The organism is Rheinheimera sp. B2H12, from assembly GCF_059620065.1.
Genome location: NZ_CM184363.1, coordinates 3,233,002 through 3,254,563 on the forward strand (window position 1 = coordinate 3,233,002; position 21,562 = coordinate 3,254,563).

19 protein-coding genes and 1 riboswitch are annotated in these 21,562 nt (G+C 49.7%); of the genes, 7 read left to right on the forward strand and 12 right to left on the reverse strand.

All coding sequences use genetic code 11. The annotated features are described in order from the left end of the window. Nucleotides 1-45 precede the first annotated feature (45 nt). The 3 genes from AC53GJ_RS13880 to AC53GJ_RS13890 form a co-directional block, all read right to left on the reverse strand. Entirely contained in the window at nucleotides 46-1,719 is a 1,674-nt protein-coding gene (locus AC53GJ_RS13880) for a FapA family protein (RefSeq protein WP_496728465.1), read from the reverse strand. Between the two features lie 98 nt (nucleotides 1,720-1,817). Continuing rightward, on the reverse strand, nucleotides 1,818-2,153 hold the full coding sequence (locus tag AC53GJ_RS13885) for a hypothetical protein (RefSeq protein ID WP_496728467.1): 336 nt from the start codon (nucleotides 2,151-2,153) through the stop codon (nucleotides 1,818-1,820). Nucleotides 2,154-2,447: 294 nt separating this feature from the next. Further along, nucleotides 2,448-3,104 (reverse strand): DUF2982 domain-containing protein, encoded by a 657-nt coding sequence (locus AC53GJ_RS13890; protein WP_496728469.1) that lies wholly within the window; start codon nucleotides 3,102-3,104, stop codon nucleotides 2,448-2,450. Between the two features lie 225 nt (nucleotides 3,105-3,329). Here AC53GJ_RS13890 and AC53GJ_RS13895 point away from each other — a divergent pair, with 225 nt between their 5' ends. From AC53GJ_RS13895 to AC53GJ_RS13905, 3 genes are all read left to right on the forward strand, one after another. Next, entirely contained in the window at nucleotides 3,330-4,385 is a 1,056-nt protein-coding gene (locus AC53GJ_RS13895; RefSeq protein ID WP_496728470.1) for an efflux RND transporter periplasmic adaptor subunit, read from the forward strand. 2 nt (nucleotides 4,386-4,387) lie between these two features. Continuing rightward, nucleotides 4,388-7,489: an efflux RND transporter permease subunit gene (locus tag AC53GJ_RS13900; RefSeq protein WP_496728472.1), complete on the forward strand. Its 3,102-nt coding sequence runs from the start codon at nucleotides 4,388-4,390 to the stop codon at nucleotides 7,487-7,489. Nucleotides 7,490-7,750: 261 nt separating this feature from the next. Continuing rightward, a complete protein-coding gene (locus tag AC53GJ_RS13905; protein ID WP_496728473.1) occupies nucleotides 7,751-8,383 on the forward strand; it encodes a DUF5610 domain-containing protein in 633 nt (210 codons plus the stop codon). A gap of 75 nt (nucleotides 8,384-8,458) precedes the next feature. Here AC53GJ_RS13905 and AC53GJ_RS13910 read toward each other — a convergent pair whose 3' ends face one another. The 4 genes from AC53GJ_RS13910 to AC53GJ_RS13925 all read right to left on the reverse strand — a co-directional run bounded on the left by AC53GJ_RS13910 (nucleotide 8,459) and on the right by AC53GJ_RS13925 (nucleotide 11,041). Beyond that, complete coding sequence (locus tag AC53GJ_RS13910) at nucleotides 8,459-8,677, reverse strand: PH domain-containing protein (protein WP_496728475.1); 219 nt, start codon at nucleotides 8,675-8,677, stop codon at nucleotides 8,459-8,461. A 271-nt stretch (nucleotides 8,678-8,948) separates the two neighbouring features. After that, nucleotides 8,949-9,101, reverse strand: a complete 153-nt coding sequence (locus tag AC53GJ_RS13915) for a PH domain-containing protein (protein WP_496728477.1) — start codon at nucleotides 9,099-9,101, stop codon at nucleotides 8,949-8,951. Nucleotides 9,102-9,212: 111 nt separating this feature from the next. Beyond that, entirely contained in the window at nucleotides 9,213-9,980 is a 768-nt protein-coding gene (locus tag AC53GJ_RS13920; RefSeq protein WP_496728479.1) for an SDR family NAD(P)-dependent oxidoreductase, read from the reverse strand. Continuing rightward, entirely contained in the window at nucleotides 9,977-11,041 is a 1,065-nt protein-coding gene (locus tag AC53GJ_RS13925; RefSeq protein ID WP_496728481.1) for an NAD(P)/FAD-dependent oxidoreductase, read from the reverse strand. The genes AC53GJ_RS13920 and AC53GJ_RS13925 overlap by 4 nt, the downstream gene beginning before the upstream one ends. A gap of 118 nt (nucleotides 11,042-11,159) precedes the next feature. Between AC53GJ_RS13925 and msrA the strand changes: the two genes are divergently transcribed. Beyond that, nucleotides 11,160-11,696, forward strand: a complete 537-nt coding sequence (gene msrA, locus AC53GJ_RS13930; protein WP_496728483.1) for a peptide-methionine (S)-S-oxide reductase MsrA — start codon at nucleotides 11,160-11,162, stop codon at nucleotides 11,694-11,696. Between the two features lie 11 nt (nucleotides 11,697-11,707). Here msrA and AC53GJ_RS13935 read toward each other — a convergent pair whose 3' ends face one another. Continuing rightward, the gene (locus tag AC53GJ_RS13935) at nucleotides 11,708-13,627 is read right to left on the reverse strand and encodes a methyl-accepting chemotaxis protein (RefSeq protein ID WP_496728485.1); all 1,920 of its coding nucleotides are present in this window, start codon (nucleotides 13,625-13,627) and stop codon (nucleotides 11,708-11,710) included. A 309-nt stretch (nucleotides 13,628-13,936) separates the two neighbouring features. Continuing rightward, the gene (locus tag AC53GJ_RS13940) at nucleotides 13,937-15,763 is read right to left on the reverse strand and encodes a TonB-dependent receptor domain-containing protein (RefSeq protein ID WP_496728487.1); all 1,827 of its coding nucleotides are present in this window, start codon (nucleotides 15,761-15,763) and stop codon (nucleotides 13,937-13,939) included. A 44-nt stretch (nucleotides 15,764-15,807) separates the two neighbouring features. Next, a riboswitch (cobalamin riboswitch) is annotated at nucleotides 15,808-16,025 on the reverse strand. A 132-nt stretch (nucleotides 16,026-16,157) separates the two neighbouring features. Between AC53GJ_RS13940 and AC53GJ_RS13945 the strand changes: the two genes are divergently transcribed. From AC53GJ_RS13945 to AC53GJ_RS13955, 3 genes are all read left to right on the forward strand, one after another. Further along, on the forward strand, nucleotides 16,158-16,715 hold the full coding sequence (locus AC53GJ_RS13945) for a YajQ family cyclic di-GMP-binding protein (protein WP_496728488.1): 558 nt from the start codon (nucleotides 16,158-16,160) through the stop codon (nucleotides 16,713-16,715). 219 nt (nucleotides 16,716-16,934) lie between these two features. Beyond that, entirely contained in the window at nucleotides 16,935-17,261 is a 327-nt protein-coding gene (locus tag AC53GJ_RS13950; protein WP_496728490.1) for a VanZ family protein, read from the forward strand. Then, nucleotides 17,246-18,184 carry a ketopantoate reductase family protein gene (locus tag AC53GJ_RS13955; RefSeq protein WP_496728494.1) on the forward strand — a complete coding sequence of 313 codons (939 nt, stop codon included), beginning with the start codon at nucleotides 17,246-17,248 and terminating at the stop codon, nucleotides 18,182-18,184. Before AC53GJ_RS13950 ends, AC53GJ_RS13955 begins: the two co-directional genes overlap by 16 nt. 22 nt (nucleotides 18,185-18,206) lie before the next feature. Here the strand turns inward: AC53GJ_RS13955 and thiI are convergent, their stop codons facing one another. The 3 genes from thiI to pomA form a co-directional block, all read right to left on the reverse strand. After that, on the reverse strand, nucleotides 18,207-19,667 hold the full coding sequence (gene thiI, locus AC53GJ_RS13960; protein ID WP_496728496.1) for a tRNA uracil 4-sulfurtransferase ThiI: 1,461 nt from the start codon (nucleotides 19,665-19,667) through the stop codon (nucleotides 18,207-18,209). 139 nt (nucleotides 19,668-19,806) lie between these two features. Further along, the gene (locus AC53GJ_RS13965) at nucleotides 19,807-20,781 is read right to left on the reverse strand and encodes a flagellar motor protein MotB (protein ID WP_496728498.1); all 975 of its coding nucleotides are present in this window, start codon (nucleotides 20,779-20,781) and stop codon (nucleotides 19,807-19,809) included. 8 nt (nucleotides 20,782-20,789) lie between these two features. Next, nucleotides 20,790-21,560 (reverse strand): flagellar motor protein PomA, encoded by a 771-nt coding sequence (gene pomA, locus AC53GJ_RS13970; RefSeq protein WP_496728500.1) that lies wholly within the window; start codon nucleotides 21,558-21,560, stop codon nucleotides 20,790-20,792. Nucleotides 21,561-21,562 lie beyond the last annotated feature (2 nt).

Sequence of the window (21,562 nt, forward strand, 5' to 3'; positions counted from 1 at the left end):
GCCTTTGGTCGCTTTCAAAGCAGAACGGTAGCCAAGGCTGTTTGGTTATAACAGGGGTTCAATCTTCAAATCGCCCGCCAGCACTTTAATCTGACTTGGACCATAACCACGTTTGATCGGTAAGCGCTCACTACCCACAAAGATTTCAACCCCGGCAAACAGCCGTTGTTTCACAATAATCGCAGTTTCGGCCATCAGGCTTTGCCGCTCTGCTTCCAGTCGTTTGATATCCTCAATCAAAGCCACGGCCACAGTTCGCTGCGCATCAAATTCTTCGACAAAGGCGTTGATATGTTCGGTGGTCGCTTCGGATTTTTCCAGTTTTTTCAACTGGTCAATACCGAGCTTAATTTGCTCCATTTCCTGTTTAACCGCGCTGAGATTTTGCCGCAACGCCTGCTGTTTGGCCACCACAGGATCTATCCGGCGATTTAAATCCAGTTGCAAACTACTTTCGGAGGGCGAACCTAACACCCCGCCTTTTAAGCCCAGATCCAGATAAAAACGCCCCCCCACCACTTTACCACTGAGTTTATCCTCTGGCCCTGCCACCACCATTCTGGCATCGACATGACAATGATTGATTTGTTTGGTGGCATGAAAATCACCTTCACACTCGATCCGGACATACTGCGCCAGCAGACAACGGACATCGCCTTTGGCACGCACTATGGTGCTGAAATGTTCGCCTGCGCTATCCTGACTGACCTGATGACCTATCACAGAACCACCAATAGACACATCACCACCGGATTCGATTAATGCGCCTTCCATGGTACCTTTGATAAATACGTTACCACCCGCAACGACTTTCATACTCTCAGTGACGTCGCCATTGACAACAACGCTGCCACGAAATTGCACATGGCCAGTGGATAAATCGACTTTATTGACGGCATACACTTCGTCGACGGTAGCGCCTGCTTCCAGAATACGCGGCATGCCATCCCGACTGGCAAGTAACAGATCGGCATCATTCGGACTGACAAGGACACCCTCGGCTTGTTGCCACTCGACTTGCTGGCCTGGCAACGCCGGACTCACAGCACCCAATACATCGACGCCATCAACGCCGGGGGTTGGCGGCAATCGCCGCACTATAGGCTCTCCCTGCCGCACGGATGGGATCACACCAAAATCACGCAAATCACTGCGGCTTTGACTGGTCATCACAGGTTTATTTAACCGCACCGTCATACCTGGTACCAAGGGTTCGAATCTGGCATTCTGACCAGGCTGCATTACCCGACCCACAGCAATCACTGCCTGCTGACTAATCCCAGCTTCGGCACGACTGGCCGTCGTCACCAGCTGTACCAACTGTTCTTTCAAAAAGCCAAAACAAATACCTTGTTCTTGCGCCGCTTTGACCAGTTCATTAGCAGACACCGGACTGCCGCCCCAAGCCGCAATAATGGTCGCCTGCGCCGTCATGCCATCAGGTGCAATATCAAACTTCAGTTCAGCATTTTTACGTTGCGCAATCCGGCGTTGCATCCGGTAGCCGGGCGGGATTTTTTGCTGTTTTAAATCACCTTGCAGCACCTGATAATCTGCCAGCAAGTTCGTCATTAAATCGGGGACGATGTAACAGCGGCCAAAACCAGCTTCAGACATAGCTTCTCGCACCAACGCAGCGGTTAATGGCAGCAGGGAGATTTCGACGCCAATCGAGATAACGTCTTCTTCGCGACTAAATTGCATTGAAATAGAGTTCACACCGAGATCACAACTATTACCAGAGATAACGGCTACTTGAACAAATTTTTGACAGAAAGGCAAGCCCTGCATGCAATGCAGGGCAATGGCAGACTCGATTAAATGTAGTTTTCCTGATGCACCCGGATAAACAGATCTGTACCGACTTTGCTGTAATCAATTTTATATTCTTTGTTATTCAGCGCCTGTACAAACAATAATGTTTTGGTTTCACCAAACACATCAGAACTACCGATATCAACGATATCCATATAACGTTCTTTTGCTTCCATCCGGTTAACCGGTACTGATTCAGTAAAAATTTTAGCGCCCATTCTGGAGATAATCACCACTGGATCAGTGTCATTATTCACAATAATTAAATCGAGTTTTTTCTGTTTATGAATAATTGTATTCCGACCACTGACCAGAAATGGTCTTTCATATGTACTCATTGGCTCACTCACCTACTTTTGGCATGCTGATGTCAGCATTATGATACAGGTGTAAAAATGTGTCTAGGTTTGGCTATTCTTTAAATAACCCGAGTTCAGGTTAAATAACCTGAACTCGGGTTAAGCAATACCTTTTCATCCGCATCTTTTCGCGCCTATCTGTGTTGCTTTTTCTAGCCATAGCCAGCTATGGCGTACGAAAAAGCGCCTTGATATCCACGAAAATCTACGCATGAAACCTTTCATTCGTGCTGTTCATATGAATCTTTGAGCATGGTACTCATTAACCCGAGTTCAGGTTAAATAGATCAACCGGCTTTGATTGACTTGCTGGCAAAATTCGGCAGCCGGCAAAGGCAAACCCGCAGTTGGAATAAAAAGCTCTAATCCCAACAAAGTCGAGCAATGCTGCATCCGATGGGCAAACATGGCCTGCACCCCATGATACAAGCGGGTTTTGCTTTGATAAGGACCAATTTCCAGCATCAGCTCTGAGGGGCAAGTACCGCTTGGGCAGTTTTGCCTCAGCGCAGTTAACAATAAATGCCTTTGTTCAATCAACAATTTAACAGCAAGCCGTAGCGGTAAGTGTGGCAAAAAATGGTCAATCGCTGTGACTTTAAAACCGATAAAAGCCAATTCGCCCTGCCCGGGTAATTCTGCCACTCTGGCATAAGCAAAAGCCTGCCAGGGTAATAACCAACTGCCAGCGCGATGATGATAAATTAAGCCCGCCGGGCTCAGTTCCACCAAAAACCAAGGCGCGGTCAGTTTATGGTAAGCGACGGCACCAGCCAGTATCAGCAGCATAAATAACATCACCCATGCCTGCGTGGGTGCCAGCTCTGGCATGATCGCCAGCAATATAATCAGACACAATAATACCAGCGCGCTGCTGCACAATAATGCAGCACCACCACGATTACTTTGATCACGATAAAGGTAACGCATTTGTTATTATTTATAAGTCGAGATAATAAAATGTGAAAATTGTCATCAAAATGGTCCAGACCAGATAAAACCGGATCATCTTGCATCTTTCACAACTTTTTTCTGCCATATTCAGCTCCTGATACGACCAACGCCAGCAGTGATGCGATAACTTCAACATCCAGCTCGCCAACTATTCCATACAATACCGCAGATTATTTATTTCTGACAGTAACTGGAGTCAAAGTGCAACCACAACAATCCCGGCTTATTTGGGTCCTCTTCGTGATTTTAGCTTGTTTTATTGCTTATCTCGCACTCGATAACAGCAATAACCAACCCCAGTCCCGCCAGGGCGGCAGTGACATCAGCGTCAAAACTGCCAAAGCTGATTATCAGATGTGGCAACGGCAAATTGGCACGCTGGGCACTGCACTGGCTTATGATTCCGCCAAAATTGTCAGTGCGACCAGTGATTATCTGACCACTCTGGACATCAATGAAGGTCAGCCAGTCAAAAAAGGCAGCCTGATAGCGCAGCTCAATGACACAGAAGAGCAAGCCAGAGTCAATGAATTAACAGCTTTATTAACAGAGCAGAAGCGTCAATTAATGCGACTGAAAAATCTGACGCGGACTCAGGCCAGCGCGCAATCACTGCTGGATGAGCAACAGGCCAAAGTCAACGCCACCCAGGCCCAGTTGCAAGCATTGCAAGCCCGCCTGTCTGAAATGCGGATTTATGCGCCCTTTGATGGGGTGTTGGGGTTACGTCAGGTCAGCGCTGGTGCCTTTATCAGTGCCGGTACCGTATTGACAACGCTGGATGATATTTCAAAACTGAAAGTCGAATTTAATGTTGCTGAGCGTTATATGGCGGATTTGCAACCGAACATGCCGATCCAGATCACCCATATTGCCTATGGTAAGGAAGTGTTTAGCGGCAGTATTCAGGCGCTGGACCCGCGGATTGACCCACTGACCCGGACCATCAGGGCTCATGGCGTGATTGAAAATGCAGATTTGAAATTACGCCCGGGCATGCTGCTAAATGTCACTGTCACCCTGGCGACCGCAAAAGTACTGACCATTCCGGAAAAAGCTTTAGTGCCACTGCAAAATAAACAATATCTGTTTGTGGTCGGCGCGGATAACACAGTGAATCAAGTTGAAGTGATCCTCGGTGAGCGTCAGCCAGGCTGGGTCGAAATTACCTCAGGTTTAACTGCAGGGACTGAAGTGGTGATAGAAGGCACGCAAAAACTACGGACCGGCGTTAAAATCGTTCGGGTGGAGCAATAACAATGTGGTTATCTGATGTCTCGGTAAAAAGACCCGTTTTTGCTACTGTGGTCAACCTGGTGCTGATGATTTTTGGGATTGTCTGCTTCAGTATGTTACCACTGCGCGAATTTCCCGATATTGACTCACCTGTGGTGACCATCAGTACTGATTATCCCGGTGCTTCGGCGGAAATTGTCGAATCAAAAATAACCCAGCCGATCGAGGATATGATCAGTGGCGTGGAAGGGATTAAAAATATCAGTTCCAACAGCCGGGTTGGCCGTTCGAACGTGACTATCGAATTTAATATCAATCGCGATATAGACGCTGCAGCCAATGATGTGCGGGAGCGGGTGTCCAGAGTGATGGACAACTTACCGGATCAGGCGAGGGCCCCTGAGGTGTTTAAAGCCAATAGTGATGACGATACCATCGCCTGGTTTTTGCTCAGCAGTGAAAGTATGACCAATCTGGAGCTGACCGATTACGCCGATCGTTTTATCACTGAACGTTTTTCCGTGGTGGACGGCGTCGCCCGGTTGCAGATTGGCGGTGAACGTAAATATGCGATGCGGATGTGGCTGCACAAAGATGCCATGGCCTCACGCGGCGTAACAGTGCAGGACATTGAAAATGTGCTGCGCAATGAAAACGTCGAATTACCGGCCGGCAACGTGAAATCGGCCGACCGCGACTTTATCGTCCGGGTGGTTCGTACTTATAAAAGTCAGGATGATTTTCGCCGTTTGGTGGTGAAAAAAGGTGACAACAACTATTTGGTACGTTTAGGTGAAGTGGCTGATGTGGTGCTGGCTTCAGAAAACGAAGAAAGCGAATTTAGAAGCGACGGCAAAAGTGTGCTTGGCATTGGTATTATCAAACAATCCAAAGCCAACACCTTAGATGTGGTGAAAAATGCCCGGGCTGAGGCAGAACGCATCAAAGCTACGTTACCCGCAGGCACCAGTATTGAACCTGGTTATGATTCTTCCTTGTTTATTGCCGAATCTATCCGCGAAGTTTACAACACCTTAGGCATTGCGCTGGTGCTGGTGGTGGTGGTGATATTCTCTTTCCTCGGCAGTTTAAGGGCTACTTTTATCCCGGCGGTAACAGTGCCAGTGGCACTGATCAGTGCGGTCACTGTGTTGTTTGCGCTGGACTTTTCTATCAACCTGTTGACCTTGCTGGCCATGGTATTGGCCATCGGCCTGGTGGTGGATGATTCCATCGTCGTGCTGGAGAATATTTACCGCCGGATTGAACAAGGTGAACATCCGCTACTCGCCTCCTACAATGGTTCACGTGAAGTCGGCTTTGCGGTGGTCGCCACCACCCTGGTGCTGATTTCAGTGTTTGTACCGCTGGTATTTATGCAAGGCGATTTAGGCAAACTATTCACTGAATTTGCTTTGGCTGTGGCAGCAGCTGTAGCTTTTTCTGCGGTGGCGGCACTGACGCTGACGCCGATGCTCTGTAGCAAAATGCTCAAACAGGATAAAAAAGAAAGTGGTTTTAGCAAAGTTGTCCATCAGTTCTTTATTCGGGTTGAACATGGCTACCGCGCCCAGTTACAGCACGCCACCCGGCAAAAATGGCCAACGATGCTGTTGTTGTTATTGTGTTTTATCGCCAGTGGTTATTTATTAAAACTGTTGCCATCAGAACTGGCTCCGGCCGAAGATCGAGGCACCTTTTTTGTCATGATGAGTCCGGTCGAAGGTGCCAGCTACAGCAGCAACAGTAAAAATATGCGGCTGGTTGAAGATATTTTATTGCCCTACTACGAAAAAGGTGAGCTGAACCGTTTGTTGATCCGGGTGCCGGGTTTTGGTAACAGTGGCGGTATGGCGATCGTCGGCAGTGAAAACTGGCACAACGGCCAGCGCCGCACGGCCGAATTATTGCCCGAAATCGCCGACAAGCTCAATGCGCTGCCGGATATCCGTACTTTTATTAACCAGCGCAGTGGTTTAAGTGGCGGTCGTGGTGGCGGCGGCCGGCCGGTGCAGTTTGTCATTCAGGGCAATACCTATGAAGAGCTGGCGCGCTGGCGCGATCTGGTGCTGGAAAAAGCCCAGCAGAATCCAAAGTTGTTGATGCTGGATCATGATTATAAAGAAACAGTGCCGCAGGTTTTGGTCGAGATTAACAGTGAGCGGGCAGCTGATCTCGGTATCTCAGTGGGTGTGGTGGGTCGGGCACTGGAAGCCATGCTGGGTGGACGTCGAGTCACCACTTTCCTGGATCGGGGTAAAGAATACGATGTCATTCTTGAAGGTACCGATGCTGATTTCAGTCAGCCAGGCAATATTTCCAATGTTTATGTCCGTTCCAGCGGTACCAATCAATTGATCCCACTGGATAACCTGGTGACCTTGCGCGAAGAAGCCACCTCTTCCACCCTGAACCGATATAACCGGATGCGTGCTATCACTATTTCTGCCAATCTGGCACCAGGTTATAGTCTTGGCGAAGCGCTGACATTCCTCGAAGACATAGTCCGGACTGAAATTGATGTGCCTGTTGGTATCGAGTACAAAGGCGAATCGATGATGTTCAAAGACAGCGGTGAATCAACGGTGATGATTTTTGCGCTGGCACTGATCATTACCTATTTGGTGCTGGCAGCACAGTTTGAAAGTTTTATCCACCCGCTGGTGATTATGCTGACAGTCCCGCTCGGTCTGGCTGGTGCGCTGGGAGGCTTGTATCTGGCTGGCATGACGCTGAATATTTACAGTCAGATTGGTCTGGTGATGATTATTGGTCTGGTGGCCAAAAACGGCATTCTGATTGTCGAATTTGCCAATCAGCTGCGTGATCAGGGGGTGGAATTCTTAGAAGCAATCCACCAGGCTTCTGTGCAACGATTAAGACCAATCGCGATGACCGCCTTTACCACAGTGATGAGTAGTATTCCGCTGATTATCACCACTGGCCCTGGTTCAGAAAGCCGGATGGTGATTGGCATGGTCATTTGCGCCGGGGTTGGTTTTGCCACCCTGCTGACCTTGTATGTGGTTCCTGTGGCTTATGTGGCACTGGCCCGTAACACCAGTTCTCCGGAGACCATTGCCAAGCAACTTGACGAACTGGCAAAACAAAAATCAGCTCGGTAACAGGCAGATTTATCTTCAGTGCCGGCCAGACTCCAATGCTGAGTCTGGCCGGCACTATTTTGTCAGTCCGGCACCAATGAACTGAAATATAAATTTTATATAAAAACAGAAACTTGGCTAAAGTCGCGGCATAATTGTCAAGCTCCAAGTACAATCTTGCGCAGCACCGCTGAAATAAACCGCAAATAAAACTATAGTTTTGCCAGTAACCGCCGATAAAACACACAGATTTCCACCAACCAGTATGCATAGGGACCGACCATGAACCTGCAGCCACTCAATAGCAAAACCACCCCAGTCGCCGCCAGCACTGAAGATAATCAGGTTGTAAAGCAAGAACAACGAGAGCTGACGGGCACGGAAAAATCCCAGGCCAATAAGCAGCAACTGAATGCCACTATCATTCAAAGCCAATTTGAACTGAGCTTAAAGTCTGACAATAAATCACTGAATTTATTGTATAAATCAGTTATTTCTTCGCTAGCTACTGAATTTGAAGATTATCTGCAAAAGGCCACTGAAGCCGGTAAAACCGGTGAAAAGGTCACCAATCCTTACGGCACTGATACCGACACCTCACCTAAAGCCACGGCCGATCGGATCCTGACTTTCGCCACCGGCTTTTATGACACTTTTAAAAAGCAGAATCCAAACTTGTCAGAAGAAGAGGGGCTGGAGCAATTTATCAGTAAAATCAGTGCCGGTATCGATCAGGGATTCGGTGAAGCCCGCGATGTGCTGGATAGTCTGAAACGGCTGGATGGCAAAGTGAAAACCGATATAGATGAGACTTACGACTTAATCCAAAAGGGTTTAACCACCTTCAGGGAAAGTTTTAATAAAAAGCCGGATGATCTGGTGACCACCCAGCCAGTGAAAGACGCCTCGGCATAACGGCCGCAATCAGCTGACCTACCAGCAACCGGTCAAGGTTCATAGCGACGCTGACCGGCTGCCAGTTCAATTGGCTCAACGGCAACAATAAGTGGCCAGCGCCCGCTGTACACCAAGAATATTGCCATCTTTACTGAAAGTTTTGCTGATCGGCTCTGCAGTACTGCTGAGCCAGATTTTCAGCTCGGCATCCAAATCAAAGTGACCTTTGGTTTCAGCACTGAACCTGATCACAGACCGATAAGGGATCGACTGATATTCTTTTTTGCTGCCAGTGAGACCCTGCTTATCCACCAGAATGAGCCGCCGATTAGAGCGTGTTGACCTTTGGTGTGTGAATTTTGTTCAATCGGGGGCCGCCAGCCCGCGAAAGGAGCTGCGAAGCTTAGTGATCTAAGCGAGTAGCGAGTGACAAAGGGCTGGCGAGTCCCCGGTTGAACCCTGCGGGCAGCGTTTGGCTGACCTTTCTACGGCGTTATCGCCCGCTCATGTAGAATAACTACACATCGCGGGCTCTGCCTTGTATAAAAGCCAGCCAAACAGCTGCAAAAACATACACCAAAGGTCAACACGCTCTAGTAAACACAATCAGGTCCCGCACCAGTTTATACACTTGTTCAGGTTTTTCCCCTTCCGCCAAAATGGCTTCCAGTTCAGTTTCCACATCACTGACATCAATGGCTCCGGCTGAGCCTAATAAACTACTGAATAATCCCATTGGCGACTCCCTGAACTTTGTTGCATCGCAGCATCGACCTGACATCTGCTGTTCGCCAGCATAAAAGTATGCAGGCATTGAAGCAATAGTGCAGTTGAATGCCGCCCGCAGTCAAAATGGCAACACCTGACCATCCCAATGCAATAAACATCCATGTTGCGCTGGCGTTAGCCTTGCTGCAACCGCCCATAACCTGCTGGCAGTTGATGCTGGGGCCTGTAGTTGCCCGGCAGGCAGATTACGCAGGAATGGTTCAGCCAGCGCTGTGGCAGTGGTGCCAGGATGCACAGCCACCAGCAGAGTTGCAGGCTGCAAACGCCGCAGCTCAATGGCCGTTGTTTTCACCAGCATATTCAGTGCAGCTTTCGCCGACCGGTAACTGTACCAACCACCCAGTTGGTTATCGCTGATACTGCCGACTTTGGCACTGAGCACCAGCATCCGTACCTGCTGCTGTGACAAATAAGGCAACAATATTTTCAGTTGCAGTGCCGGTAATAAATAATTGACCCACCAACTGCTCAATGCCGCCCTAATTTCGAGTTGACGCAGTGATTTCTCCGCTTTTACTGCATCTTGCTGCAATAAACCCTGACAGCTGATAATGAGATCAGGCTGAAATTGCTGACAAAGTCTGGGCAGCAACTCAGCCAATACCTGCTCAGTCTGTTGCATCTGCAGCTCGCTGCACTCAACATCAGCAACTGTCGCAGTCTGATATGCAAACCAATGCACCCGGGCATCCAGTCCAACCGGCCTTGTTTGCCGGCTGACCGCAACGGCTTGCACTCCTTGGGCGACCGCTTCAGCCAGCAGTGCCTGACCTATGCCACTGCCTGCGCCTAACACCAGCACAGCTCTGGCGATGACATCACTCATAATCTGGCCCCTGCTTGCCCGCTCAGTAACAAAGTAGCGGCTTGCTGCCCCGACAGCCAGGCATTTTCCACCCGACCGCCTAAAGTCCAATCACCGGCGACAGCCAGTCGTAATTTCTGATCAAACAGCACACCACAAGGCGGAACCGTTTCATCATAACTGGCATATAACCAGCGATGGGCCAGCGCAGCTTGCACCTTGAGCGGAAAAGCAAGCACTTCAGCTAAAGCTTGGGTGGCTGCGGCTATCACCTCGTCACTACTGGCTTGTAACAAAGCAACACTGGCTTCGGCAGTCAGATGCACCAACCATTGTTCAGCTGGCTCAGTCGTATGATTGCTCAGACTAAACGGCAAGCGGCCTGGTTTATCATTTTGCCGGGCAGCAAAGCGCAACTTGTGGTCACGGATAAAGATGGCGTCTGCCGGATGTGAAGTCGCCTCTGACAGCTCCAGTAACACAGCCCAGCAAGGTAACAAAGGTTGCTGCGGAATTTGACTGGCCAGCGCCGCGCCTGTTAACAACTGCTGACTTTGCTGCGCCGGGCAGGTTAACAGCAAGGCATCAAAACCACTAAACAGCTCGCCATCTTCCGTGGCAAGTTGCCAACTACCGGCGAGTGCCCGGTCATAAACAAAGCTCAGCTCAGTGATCCGACTGTTATATCTGGTCTCTACGGCACTGAATACAGGCTTAAGTAATTGCTGCAGTTGCGGCACCGCAATAAAACGCTGTTGTTGATCCGGGGAAGACCGCAAGCCGGCTTGGTCATAACAATAAATAGCATCAGGCCACAAACGAACCTGCTGTTGTTGTTGCCACAGACTAAGCTGTTGCAAAAAGGCCGGTTCACGAGCGGTAAAATACTGGGCGCCAAAATCAGCATAACCGGGTTGACATGCTTCACCCGCAGTGACCAAAGCCTGCCCTACTCTTTTGCTGCTAAAACGACCACCCGGACCGCGGGATTTTTCGAACACTGTCAGCTGACAGCCTTTGGTTTTCAGTACTTCAACTGCAGCAGCTGCACTCAGCCCTGCCCCTACCACCGCAACTTTCACATCAGATCCTTTTTCACTGCAACTGACCGCACAGGCGGCAGACGATGGTTGTGATTACGTGATAAGCTCAAACCCAGATCAATACCTCAGCTTCACTCCATCACAAAGGTAATCCCGAATGAACACAGAGATTGCAACTTTTGCCGGCGGCTGCTTTTGGTGCATCGAAGGCGCTTTTAATCGTCTAAACGGTGTCCACAGCGCGGTCAGCGGCTATATGGGCGGTCATAGCCCCAACCCGACCTACGCTGATATTTGCACTGGCCAAAGCGGCCATGCCGAAGTGGTGCAACTGCATTATGATCCTGCTGTTATCAGCTATGCCCAATTGCTGGAAGTATTTTTTTATCTGCACGATCCAACCCAGTTAAACCGCCAAGGCAATGACATCGGCACTCAATACCGCTCGGCGATTTTTTATCATCAGCCCCAACAACAGCAACAAGCTGAAACGTTCTGTCAGCAGTTGCAACAAAGTGGTGAGTATGCACAGCCCATAGTCACCACCATCAATGCTGCCAGTCAGTTTTATCCGGCAGAGACTTACCATCAGGGTTATGCCGCGCAAAATCCACAGCAACCCTATTGCCGCTTGCTGATCGCGCCGAAAATGGCGGCATTTAGCCGACAGTTTGCCGATTTATTGCGAGGATAAATATCGCGTTGTCAGACGCGATAACGTTGCAGCACTTGATCAAAGTGTTGCGCCAATTGCTGCAGTTGCTGACTGGCTGACATGGTCGTTTGAGCGTGGCCAGCATTCTGGCGGGCGCTTTGCAAAATCTGGCTGGTTTGTTGCCGGACTAAAGCCGCCACTTGCACCTGTTCCGCCGCTGCGCCAGCAATACCCGTGTTTAACTGATAAATTTGTTCGATACTGCCAAGCACCTGCTGCATCGCATGACAAGCGGCTTTAGCCTGAGTTTCATGTTGCAGCACATTGTGTTGATATTGCTGATTTTGCTGTTGAATCGCCTTGACCACCAACTGTAACTGCTCAATCATCCGTTTGATTTCGCCGGTTGAGGCCTGAGTGCGCCCTGCCAGCAACCTGACTTCGTCCGCGACCACACTAAAGCCTCGCCCTTGTTCACCCGCTCTGGCGGCCTCAATGGCCGCATTTAACGCCAGTAAGTTGGTTTGTTCGGCAATGCCATTAATCACATCCAGCACTCTGCCTATGTCCTGACTGCTTTGGGCCAGAGTCTCAATCGACGTTGCCGATTCGGCTGCTGCCGCCAGTTGCTGCTCCGTCCCTTCGGCAGCCAGTTGCAGGCTCTGCATCGCCTGCGCTGTCGTTTGCCGGACTTGTTGCGTCGTTTGCTCGGCATCACTGGCATGATTGGCCACCATCTGCGCAGCATCCGCCAGCCTGGAAACGGCATCGCTGGCCTGCTCGGTTTCGTGAGTTTGACGGTTCACTTCAGATCCGGATAGTTGCGCGATATCACTCAGCGCAGCAGCTGATTGTAATAACTGCTTGGTTTGACCGCCTAAAGTCCGGATCGTATCTGCCAGTTGCTGCAACAGCAAATCAAAACTGCGGGCCATAGCGCCAAACTCATCCCGACTGTTGTTATTCAGCCTTTTGGTTAAATCACCACCGCCTTGGGTAATGCCATCAATAGCGACAATACTTTGCTGGACTTTTTGCACCACAATTTTCTGCAGCAAAACAAACACCAGCAGCACTGTAGCAATGCCGCCCAGCACGACAAAAAATGACGTCAGCATCACATCATACCGGACCGTGGCATTGAGCTCCGCCTGGTTGTATCCCAGCACCAGACGGTATTGCCATGGGGCGAATTCATCATGACGTAACTGCCAGCCTGAGGGCTGTGCCACAATCTGGCTGACTTGTTCAGCAGTCAGATGGGCCGAATGGGCGCGGACCACCCCATTGCGATCGAGCAAAGCAACAAACCCTTGTTGCAACAAACGACTATCGGCAACCAGTTTACTCAGGGCTTGTAAATCAGCTTTATAACCAACATAGGCAATCCCTATCACTTGCTGCTGTGCATCATGTAACGGCTCATAAGCGGTGATAAAAGGATTACCCAGAATATCCACTGCGCCATAAAAGGACTGATCCTGCATAATAGCCTTGATCGCAGCGCCATCCGGGGCCAACAAAGTGCCGATCGCCCGTTGATTATTGGTGACCACATTGGTTGAAATGCGGACAAATTTATCGCCATCACGGCTAAATAAAGTGGCGGTGCCGCCAGTAATCGCCGTCAGTTCATCCACCAGTTGAAACTGATTGGCTTGCGGCTGTGCTGCTATCAATAAATCGGCGACCTGCACAGCGCCCACCTGTACCGCAGCCCCCTGACTGACGGCCCCGCTCTGCCGGATGCGTTGTTGCAATAATTTCATACTGCTTTGCACTTGCTGACTCAGCAAAGAGTCGGTCAGCGCCAGACTGTTTTGCAATTCCCGCGCTAACAAAGCACTTTCCCGCTCCACTTGCTGCCGGAGTTCACTCATCCGGCTGATACTGAAAAACACAATGGCCAGTAACGTCACCACACTGACTAACGCGACCAAGGACCAGATGAACTTACGTTGTACAGACATCACACACTCCGAAAATTGTCAGTCAGGGATTAAAAGGTGTTCTTCAACTGTCAGTCCTTGCCACAAAAATTGCCGTCAGAACCTGCAGCAACTAAATTGTTGTTTAGCATAGTCGAATTCAAAGCCATATCAGTGGTTTTTCAGCAGTCATGATGGCGTGAGCCGAACATCAGTTGAAGCAGTGGTTCATCGCATGAAGCCGGCGTGACATGCTGATTGCGCTCGCGCGCAAGGCGCCGTGCCCGGCGCACCAACGAAAAAAGCCAGGCCTGGCGGCACTGGCTTGATAGACTTCATCATTTCATGAAGTTAGAAGTTCAACATTTGTACCGATAAGCCAAACTCACGACCCGGCTGCAGATAATTCTGGTTGGTCTGGTAGGTTTTATTCAGCAAGTTATCCAGTGTCAGCCGGATGGTCAGATCCTTGCTCCAGTCATAACTGACGCCGGCGCCAATTAACAGCACACGGCTTAACACAGTTTGCGTATCCGCGGCGTTGCGCAAGCGATCGCGCTGTTGCAGGTTGCCACTGAACTGCCAGGCATCCCATTGATAAGACGCCAGATAGGTCAATTTATGCTTCGGAATATTTGGCACTGCGCTGTTATCGCTCAGGTCCTGCGGGTTGGCATAGGTCAGATCCAACTGATGATAAACCCCTGCCAGGGTTTTACTCAAACTATATTCAAAACCGTCAACCTGAGCTAAACCAATATTCTGTGACTGCCGCGCCTGAATGTTATAAACAATCATATTGGTCAGATCACGCCGGAAATGCACCACATCCAGTTGGAAAGCACCTTGATAACGTAAGCCAAGCTCCCGCGATAAACTATCTTCCGGTAACAAGTCAGGATTACCGGATTTTGGCCAAAATAACGCATTAAAAGTCGGCACCTTAAAGCCAGTGCCCTGATTAAAGCGTAATTGCAGCGGCGCAATCAGCTGATAAGCCAGGCCCCATTGATAACTGTTATTGCTGCCGTAAGCAGAGACGTTGTCGTTACGCAGCACCAGATCTGTGCTCCAGTCACCGAATTGGGCATCTGCACCGACAAACACAGAATTGCTGATCCGATCGGTTTTGGTGTATTGGGTGCTTAAGCTTTCAACTTCAGCGTTGATGTGACTGAGGCCGGCCAGCACATTCAGCTCAGAACTCAGGGCATAACTGGCCTGATAATCCAGTTCCTGCCGCACTGTTTCATAGCGGGTTGCCGCGCTGTTATTGCCATAATTCAGGCTATCATCGCGGCTGAATGCCAAATGGGCCTGATGCGCTAATTGCCGGTTGGCACCTAATTGCTGCGGGTAGCGCCATTGCAATTGATGTAAATCTTGCTGGCTCTTTGACTCATCGGTACCACCAAAAGTCGGATTGGCATCATATTCACTAAAACCACGATTGAGTTGGCTGTTCCACTGTAAAAAGCCCAGCGCAGTTTCAGCAGAAGCGCCTAATTTAGCGAACCTTTGCTGAAAACCATCACGGTCCGGATCGGCCTTGTCCAGCACATGGATACCATCGGCACGACTGTAACCAACCGAGGCAAATAATTGCGCAGCATCGACCTGATAACGGCCATGCACTGCGGTTTCGGCCAAACCATTGCTGCCGGTTTTCACATTCAGCTCAGTGCTTTTGACTTGCCGGGTCGTGATCGCAATCACACCACTAATGGCATCGGAGCCATAATGCGCTGCCCTGGCGCCCCGGATCACCTCAACTTTTTCAATCAGTTCGATCGGCAACATCGTCAAATCCTGATATCCCAGCGTGGCTGAACCGGTCCGCACGCCATCAATCAGTACTAAGGTATGTTGGGTCCGGCTGCCGCGGACAAAAATGGAACTCACCTGGCCTCGACTACCACTGCGGGCAATCTGAATACCTGGCACCAATTGCAATAATGCGACGAAATCTTTCGGCTGCAGCAGTTCAATATCGGCCCGATCCAACACAGTGACACTGGCATTCACATCCTGCAACGGTTTAGCCTGGCGGCTGGCGTAAATACTGATTTTTTCGATGTTTTGTGCGGTATTGGTAACAGTTGAGGCTGAAGTATCGGCAACTGCGGCATAACTAAGACTACTGAACACGGCTGTGGTCAGCAAAGAGAACTTAAACATTGTAACTCCATGGAGCACGCCCACCGCGTGCAGTTGGTGAATGATATTTTCAGGCCGGTCTCCGGGCTGCACAGGTGGATCTCTCGTTCCACCGACACCAACCTTCCCATCCGAGGACAGTGGTTTTGTGGTATCTGCTGAGTCATCAGCATGTGTTACCGTTGCGGGGGCAGCTCTGGTTTTACACCAGATTCCCTGTTTCACTGTATCGACCGGGTTGTTTTGCCAACAAAACAGCCCTGCCATACAGCACCTGAAAAAAGCGGCCTCAGTGTAGCGGCCGCACCTTGAAAGTCAACAGAAATCCAGATGGCTAATACCACTGAGCACTGACCGAAAGTGGCCAAGCACGCATAGTGCCGAAGGTAAATGAGGGAGTTAAATCAGCCTGGCAATGCAGAAGATATTCGCGCGCGCAATAGTTTCGCTTATAATGGTGCTCTACGTTTTAACCGAAAAAGAGAACCCCATGCCTTCATTTGATATTGTTTCAGAAGTTGATATGAATCAAGCAAATAACGCTGTAGAAAACGCCAAACGCGAACTTGAAACCCGCTATGATTTTCGCGGTGTTGATGCCAAAATTGAGTTTAAAAAAGACCATATTGAACTGACCGCAGAAGCCGATCAGCAAGTGATGCAACTGTTTGATATTTTTGCCACCAAAGCCAGCAAGCTGCAGTTAGACGTCAGTAGCTTTAAACTGGAAAAAGAAGACCGTCACGGCAAATACATTACGCGCCATGTCGTTTTAAAGCAGGGCATTGACAAAGAGATGGCGAAGAAAATCGTTAAAATCGTCAAAGAAAGTAGCTTTAAAGTACAAGTCGCTATTCAGGGCGAAGAGTTACGTGTCACCGGAAAAAACCGTGACGACCTGCAAGGCGTGATGCAATTGGTGCGCAGCAGTAACCTTGGCCAGCCGTTCCAGTTTAAGAACTTTAGGGACTAGTGAGTTCTGTAGACCCCAGTTCATTAAAGCTACGTAACCCTATCAAACAGCTTTCGTTTATTGCAGTGAGGCAGACATTGCCTCGCTGCGGTTGGGTCAACATTGAGCAACAGATAACTGTTGCGATTGATTGTAGCGAGGAAGACCCTATAATCCGAGCATCAGTTTGAGTTGGGAGCTGTCATGTTGTTGACGCCACGGGTTTGCCGCAGCATTTTTTTGCTGTTACTGGTTTTTTGCAGTTATGCCTTTTTAAAAGATGTCAGTGGTATCCCTTCGAGCTGGATGCCAAACGATAAACTGATGCATGCGCTGGTGTTTTTCGCTTTGATGCTGCTGTGGCAAGCAGGCTTTGCCGGCTATGCGCTGCTGGGAATAGTCAGTCTGACCTTATACGGCGGTTTGGTTGAGTTAGCGCAACATTATTACACCAATCGGATGGGTGACTGGTGGGATTGGCTGGCCGACATCAGTGGCTTGCTATTGGCGGTACTGCTATGGCGCTGGTCATTTCAGCATTGGTGGCAGCAATGGCAACGCAACTAACCCCTGTTGTGCCAGCCAGCAAGAGTCTCTGGTGGGTGCTTGGCCGTGGAGCTATTGGTTTACTGGCCGCCAGCCGTTGGACCTTGGCCGGTCAGCCGGTCAGGCTTTGGTTAAAACAACCACAAATGACAAGTTATGGTTATACCTTTAGCGCACAAGACTGCGACATCCCGCTGCAACTCGACTGCAGCCGGCAAGGGCCGGTAGAGCTGGTGCTGTTACCGCTGAAAGCTTTTGATATTCTGCCGGCGTTAGAGCAATTGCTGGCTGCGCTGAGCCCGACCGCACAAATTGTGTTATGCCACAATGGCATGGGCACGATTGACGCCGCCAGGGCGTTGTTACAACCCAGCCAAGGGCTGTGGTTTGCCAGTACCACCCATGGTGCTTTTAAGCCCAACCCGCAGCAAATTTGTCACAGCGGTGTTGGCAGTACAGTGCTGGGTCCTTGTAATCCAGCAGCCCGTCACACAAAAGAACCCATAGCGGCTATGCTGGATCAGGCCTTAGGCCCAGTCCGGCAAGTGGACGATATTGAGCGTTTTTTATGGCGTAAGCTGGCAGTGAATACAGTGATCAATCCACTGACTGCGCAGCATCAGTGTCGCAATGGTGCGCTGGCCGCTGCGGCTTTCAGCCAGCAAATAACCGAGTTACTGACTGAATTCGCCCAACTGGCAGCCGCTGCCGGTCAACCGTTACCACTGCCAGAATTGCAAAGCTTGGTCAAGCAGGTAATCGAGCAAACGGCAGAAAACTATTCGTCGATGCAACAAGATGTCGCTGCCGTCAGACGCACTGAATTGGCCGCCATCAGCGGTTTTGTGTTGCAACAGGCCAGCCAGTTGCAGTTATCGCTGCCAGCCCATCAGGCGTTATACCAACAACTCACCAGCAGACTCGCGCCCTGGCAGTATCAGTAGCAGCCGGATGTTGCTTCTGGCATCAAGGTTTTTGATACACCGAGACATTGGCAAAGCCTTGCTCTTTTAACAGCAAAGCTTGTAAGCGGCTCATCACACCCCGATCACAATACAGATAATAGTGCAGCGACTGATCCAGTGCCGCAAAACCACTGGCAATTTTATAAAATGGCAACAGCTGAACCTGGTGACTATCCAGCTGCAGTGGCGCGCGCTCGGCTTCATCCGGCGCCCGCACATCCAGCACTACCGCGCCTGCCGGCAGCACAGCTTCGGTCAGCACAGTACTGATTTGCTGACTAGCCTGATACTCCACAGTACGGATATCCAGCACTTTGGCAGCAGCACTGACCTGCTGCAGAATGGCAAAATCAAACTGAGCTTCAGCCGCATTCACTGCTGACAGCACCGCATTGACGGTCGGGCTTTTTGAAATCACACCACAGTATTCCGGCATCGTTTTAGCGATATCTTCCACCCCAATAGCGCGGGCTATATCAATAATTTCTTGTTTATCCTGATACACCAGCGGTCGCAAAATCAGCATCTCAGTAACACGGTCAATCACGTTCAGATTGACGATAGTCTGACTGGCAACCTGACCAATACTTTCGCCTGTCACCACTGCTTTGATATTCAGGCTCTCAGCCACAGTGGCGGCAGCACGCATCATCATCCGTTTAAGCACAACGCCCATCAGACCCGAGTCGATCTTTTCTAAGATTTCCGTCACCACCGGGGCAAAATCCACTGAGACGAATTTCACTTTGTGCGACAAGCTGTATTTTTGCCACAGATAAAATGCCATTTGCCGTACGCCGGTTTCATGGGCGGCGCCGCCTAAATTAAAAAACAGAAAATGGGTGCGCAACCCTTTGCGGATCATCAGATAACTGGCAACGGCCGAGTCAAAACCACCAGAAATCAGTGACAATACGTCGCCTTGGGATGGCAACGGAAACCCACCCATGCCCTGGTACATTTGCCGTACCATGATCAACTTATCTTTGCGGATCTCCAATTGCACTTTGAGATCTGGTTGTTGTAACCGCACTGTCGCACTGGCGATATGCTGATTTAAACCGCCGCCAATATAACGCTCTGCTTCGGTCGAAGTAAATTCGTGGTCGCCCTGGCGTTTAACCCGCACCACAAAAGTTTTCCCCTGCAATTGGCTCTGGTAGACTGCCAGCACCTGTTCGAAAATATCGTGCAACGAGCTAAAAGCCGCAGATTGCATCCGGGCAAATTGCACAATGCCTGGAATACATTGCAACTGCTCAGCCATTCGCGTTGCCAGTGCTTCATCCGCCAGATCCAGTGTCACTGTTAAATGATCAAACAGATTGCGAACCACCACCTCAGGGTGCAACTGCAATAAAATCGTTTTCAGATTTTGTTCCAGCAACATCGTCTGGCGCTTGCGCACCGATTTACTTTTAATCGAGATTTCTGGGTGGAGCTTAATAATAAATTCAATCATCAACAGGGCTGCCGGTAAAAACAAGGCGCGTATTATAGCGCTAACAGCGCTGCGGGGCAAAATTGCTGCAGATGCGTTGGCTTAAAGCACTCCCGCTGCGGCAAGCCGGTCAGCGGGAGTTGAAGTTAATGCGACCGCATCAGCCTTGCTTCGCAGGGGGCTGTTCGCTGGCAGGCGGCGGCACAGGATTGTCGCGCAATTGCAGCGGTTGTGACTCTTTTGCTTTACCTTGCAAGATTGAAATCTCTACCCGGCGGTTACGGCGCCGATTCTGATCGGTATCGTTCGGCACCAAAGGTCTGGTGTCAGCCCGGCCGACCACCACCAAACGATCTTTTTCCAGGCCGGTCCCTTTGAGCATTTCAGTCGCAACCGAAACGGCCCGTTTTGCCGACAATTCCCAGTTGTTACTGTTCAGTTCATCTGAAACCTGCTCATTATCGGTATGACCGGAGATGGTAATTTCGCCCGGAATATCGCGTAAAATGGCGCCAACCTGCTGAATAATTGGCTTAAAGCGCGGTTGTAAAAAAGTAGAACCGGATGGGAAAGCACCACTTTCCCGCACTCGAATAATAATTTGCTGACCTAAAGACTCCAGTTCGATAGCACCATCCTGGATCTGTTCCTCCATTTGTTCAGCAATTTTTTTCACCATTTCATTGACCTGTTCCTGCATCTCCGCAGTTTCAGGCTCACTGGGGGACTGTTGAGTCTGCTCATCGGTACTATCACTGGCACCACCGGTTTTATCTTCCCGTTGTTCCTGACGTCCGCCAGCAGAATCTTCCTCGCCAGCCTGAAACTCCATTGTTTGCTGAGTCATATCAATGGTTTGCTGCTGTATGGTATCAATTGGAGTTGGGTCAGGCCGCCCAGGTCTGAACTCCATCGCAATCACGCTGGTACCTTTGGGAATGTCTTTGACTTCAATTTTATTTTGCACACCAAAAGCAAAAGCCATCGAACCGGCGATTTGCTTAAATTTCTGCACATCCATTTCGGAAAAAGACAACAACAACACAAAAAAGCACATCAGCAATGACATTAAGTCAGCAAATGTACCCATATATGCAGGCAGACCCGGTGGCGGGCACTTTGGACATTCAGCCATAGGACCCCCTATTCACCATCAACTTTTGCTTCACGTTTTTTCGACATCAAATAATTACGTAATACCCCTTCGATAACTTTGGGATTCTGTCCATCCTGAATGCCCATAATGGCATCCAGAATAAGTTGATTGCTGGTTTTTTCTTCTTCGTTACGTATCGCCATTTTATCAGCAAGCGGCATACACAGACAGTTCGCTTGCACAGCACCGTATAATGTAGTTAATAAGGCAACGGCCATTGCAGGACCAATCGCTTTTGGATCGGACATATTGGCTAACATGGCAACCAGACCTATTAAAGTGCCGATCATTCCCATTGCTGGGCCTAAATCCCCCAGTTGCTTGAAGATTGCAATATAAATGCCGTGTCGGTTATAGGTTTGCTCAATATCCTTTTCCAGGGTGCCACGGACCACATCAGCATCATGACCATCGACCAACATATTGATGCCTTTTTGCATAAACTCATTCGGTATTTCAGCCTCCTCTAACGCCAAAAAGCCACCTTTTCGGGCAGAATCCGCCAACTGCACCGCTTTTTCAATCAGAACTTCGGGCGAATCGATTTTGAACATAAAAGCTTTGCCAGCAGCTTTAAAACTACCTCCCAACTGCGACAAAGTAAACTTCATGAATACAACGGTAATGCTACCGCCGAACACAATAACAATAGAAATGAAATCATAAAACATCGCCAAATCGCCAGAGGCGCTCAGATACATAGCCCAAACCATCATACCGATAGTGGCGACTAACCCGAGTATTGTTGCTAAATCCACAG

Bases quoted from the DNA above. Each gene is read 5' to 3' on its own strand.
- AC53GJ_RS13890 (WP_496728469.1), bottom strand. From the start codon at position 3,104: ATGCGTTACCTTTATCGTGATCAAAGTAATCGTGGTGGTGCTGCATTA.
- AC53GJ_RS13965 (WP_496728498.1), bottom strand. From the start codon at position 20,781: ATGGCTGAATGTCCAAAGTGCCCGCCACCGGGTCTGCCTGCATATATG.
- msrA (WP_496728483.1), top strand. From the start codon at position 11,160: ATGAACACAGAGATTGCAACTTTTGCCGGCGGCTGCTTTTGGTGCATC.
- AC53GJ_RS13920 (WP_496728479.1), bottom strand. From the start codon at position 9,980: ATGAGTGATGTCATCGCCAGAGCTGTGCTGGTGTTAGGCGCAGGCAGT.
- AC53GJ_RS13945 (WP_496728488.1), top strand. From the start codon at position 16,158: ATGCAGAAGATATTCGCGCGCGCAATAGTTTCGCTTATAATGGTGCTC.
- AC53GJ_RS13955 (WP_496728494.1), top strand. From the start codon at position 17,246: ATGGCAACGCAACTAACCCCTGTTGTGCCAGCCAGCAAGAGTCTCTGG.
- AC53GJ_RS13940 (WP_496728487.1), bottom strand. From the start codon at position 15,763: ATGTTTAAGTTCTCTTTGCTGACCACAGCCGTGTTCAGTAGTCTTAGT.
- AC53GJ_RS13915 (WP_496728477.1), bottom strand. From the start codon at position 9,101: ATGGGATTATTCAGTAGTTTATTAGGCTCAGCCGGAGCCATTGATGTC.
- AC53GJ_RS13900 (WP_496728472.1), top strand. From the start codon at position 4,388: ATGTGGTTATCTGATGTCTCGGTAAAAAGACCCGTTTTTGCTACTGTG.
- AC53GJ_RS13905 (WP_496728473.1), top strand. From the start codon at position 7,751: ATGAACCTGCAGCCACTCAATAGCAAAACCACCCCAGTCGCCGCCAGC.
- AC53GJ_RS13885 (WP_496728467.1), bottom strand. From the start codon at position 2,153: ATGAGTACATATGAAAGACCATTTCTGGTCAGTGGTCGGAATACAATT.
- thiI (WP_496728496.1), bottom strand. From the start codon at position 19,667: ATGATTGAATTTATTATTAAGCTCCACCCAGAAATCTCGATTAAAAGT.
- AC53GJ_RS13935 (WP_496728485.1), bottom strand. From the start codon at position 13,627: ATGTCTGTACAACGTAAGTTCATCTGGTCCTTGGTCGCGTTAGTCAGT.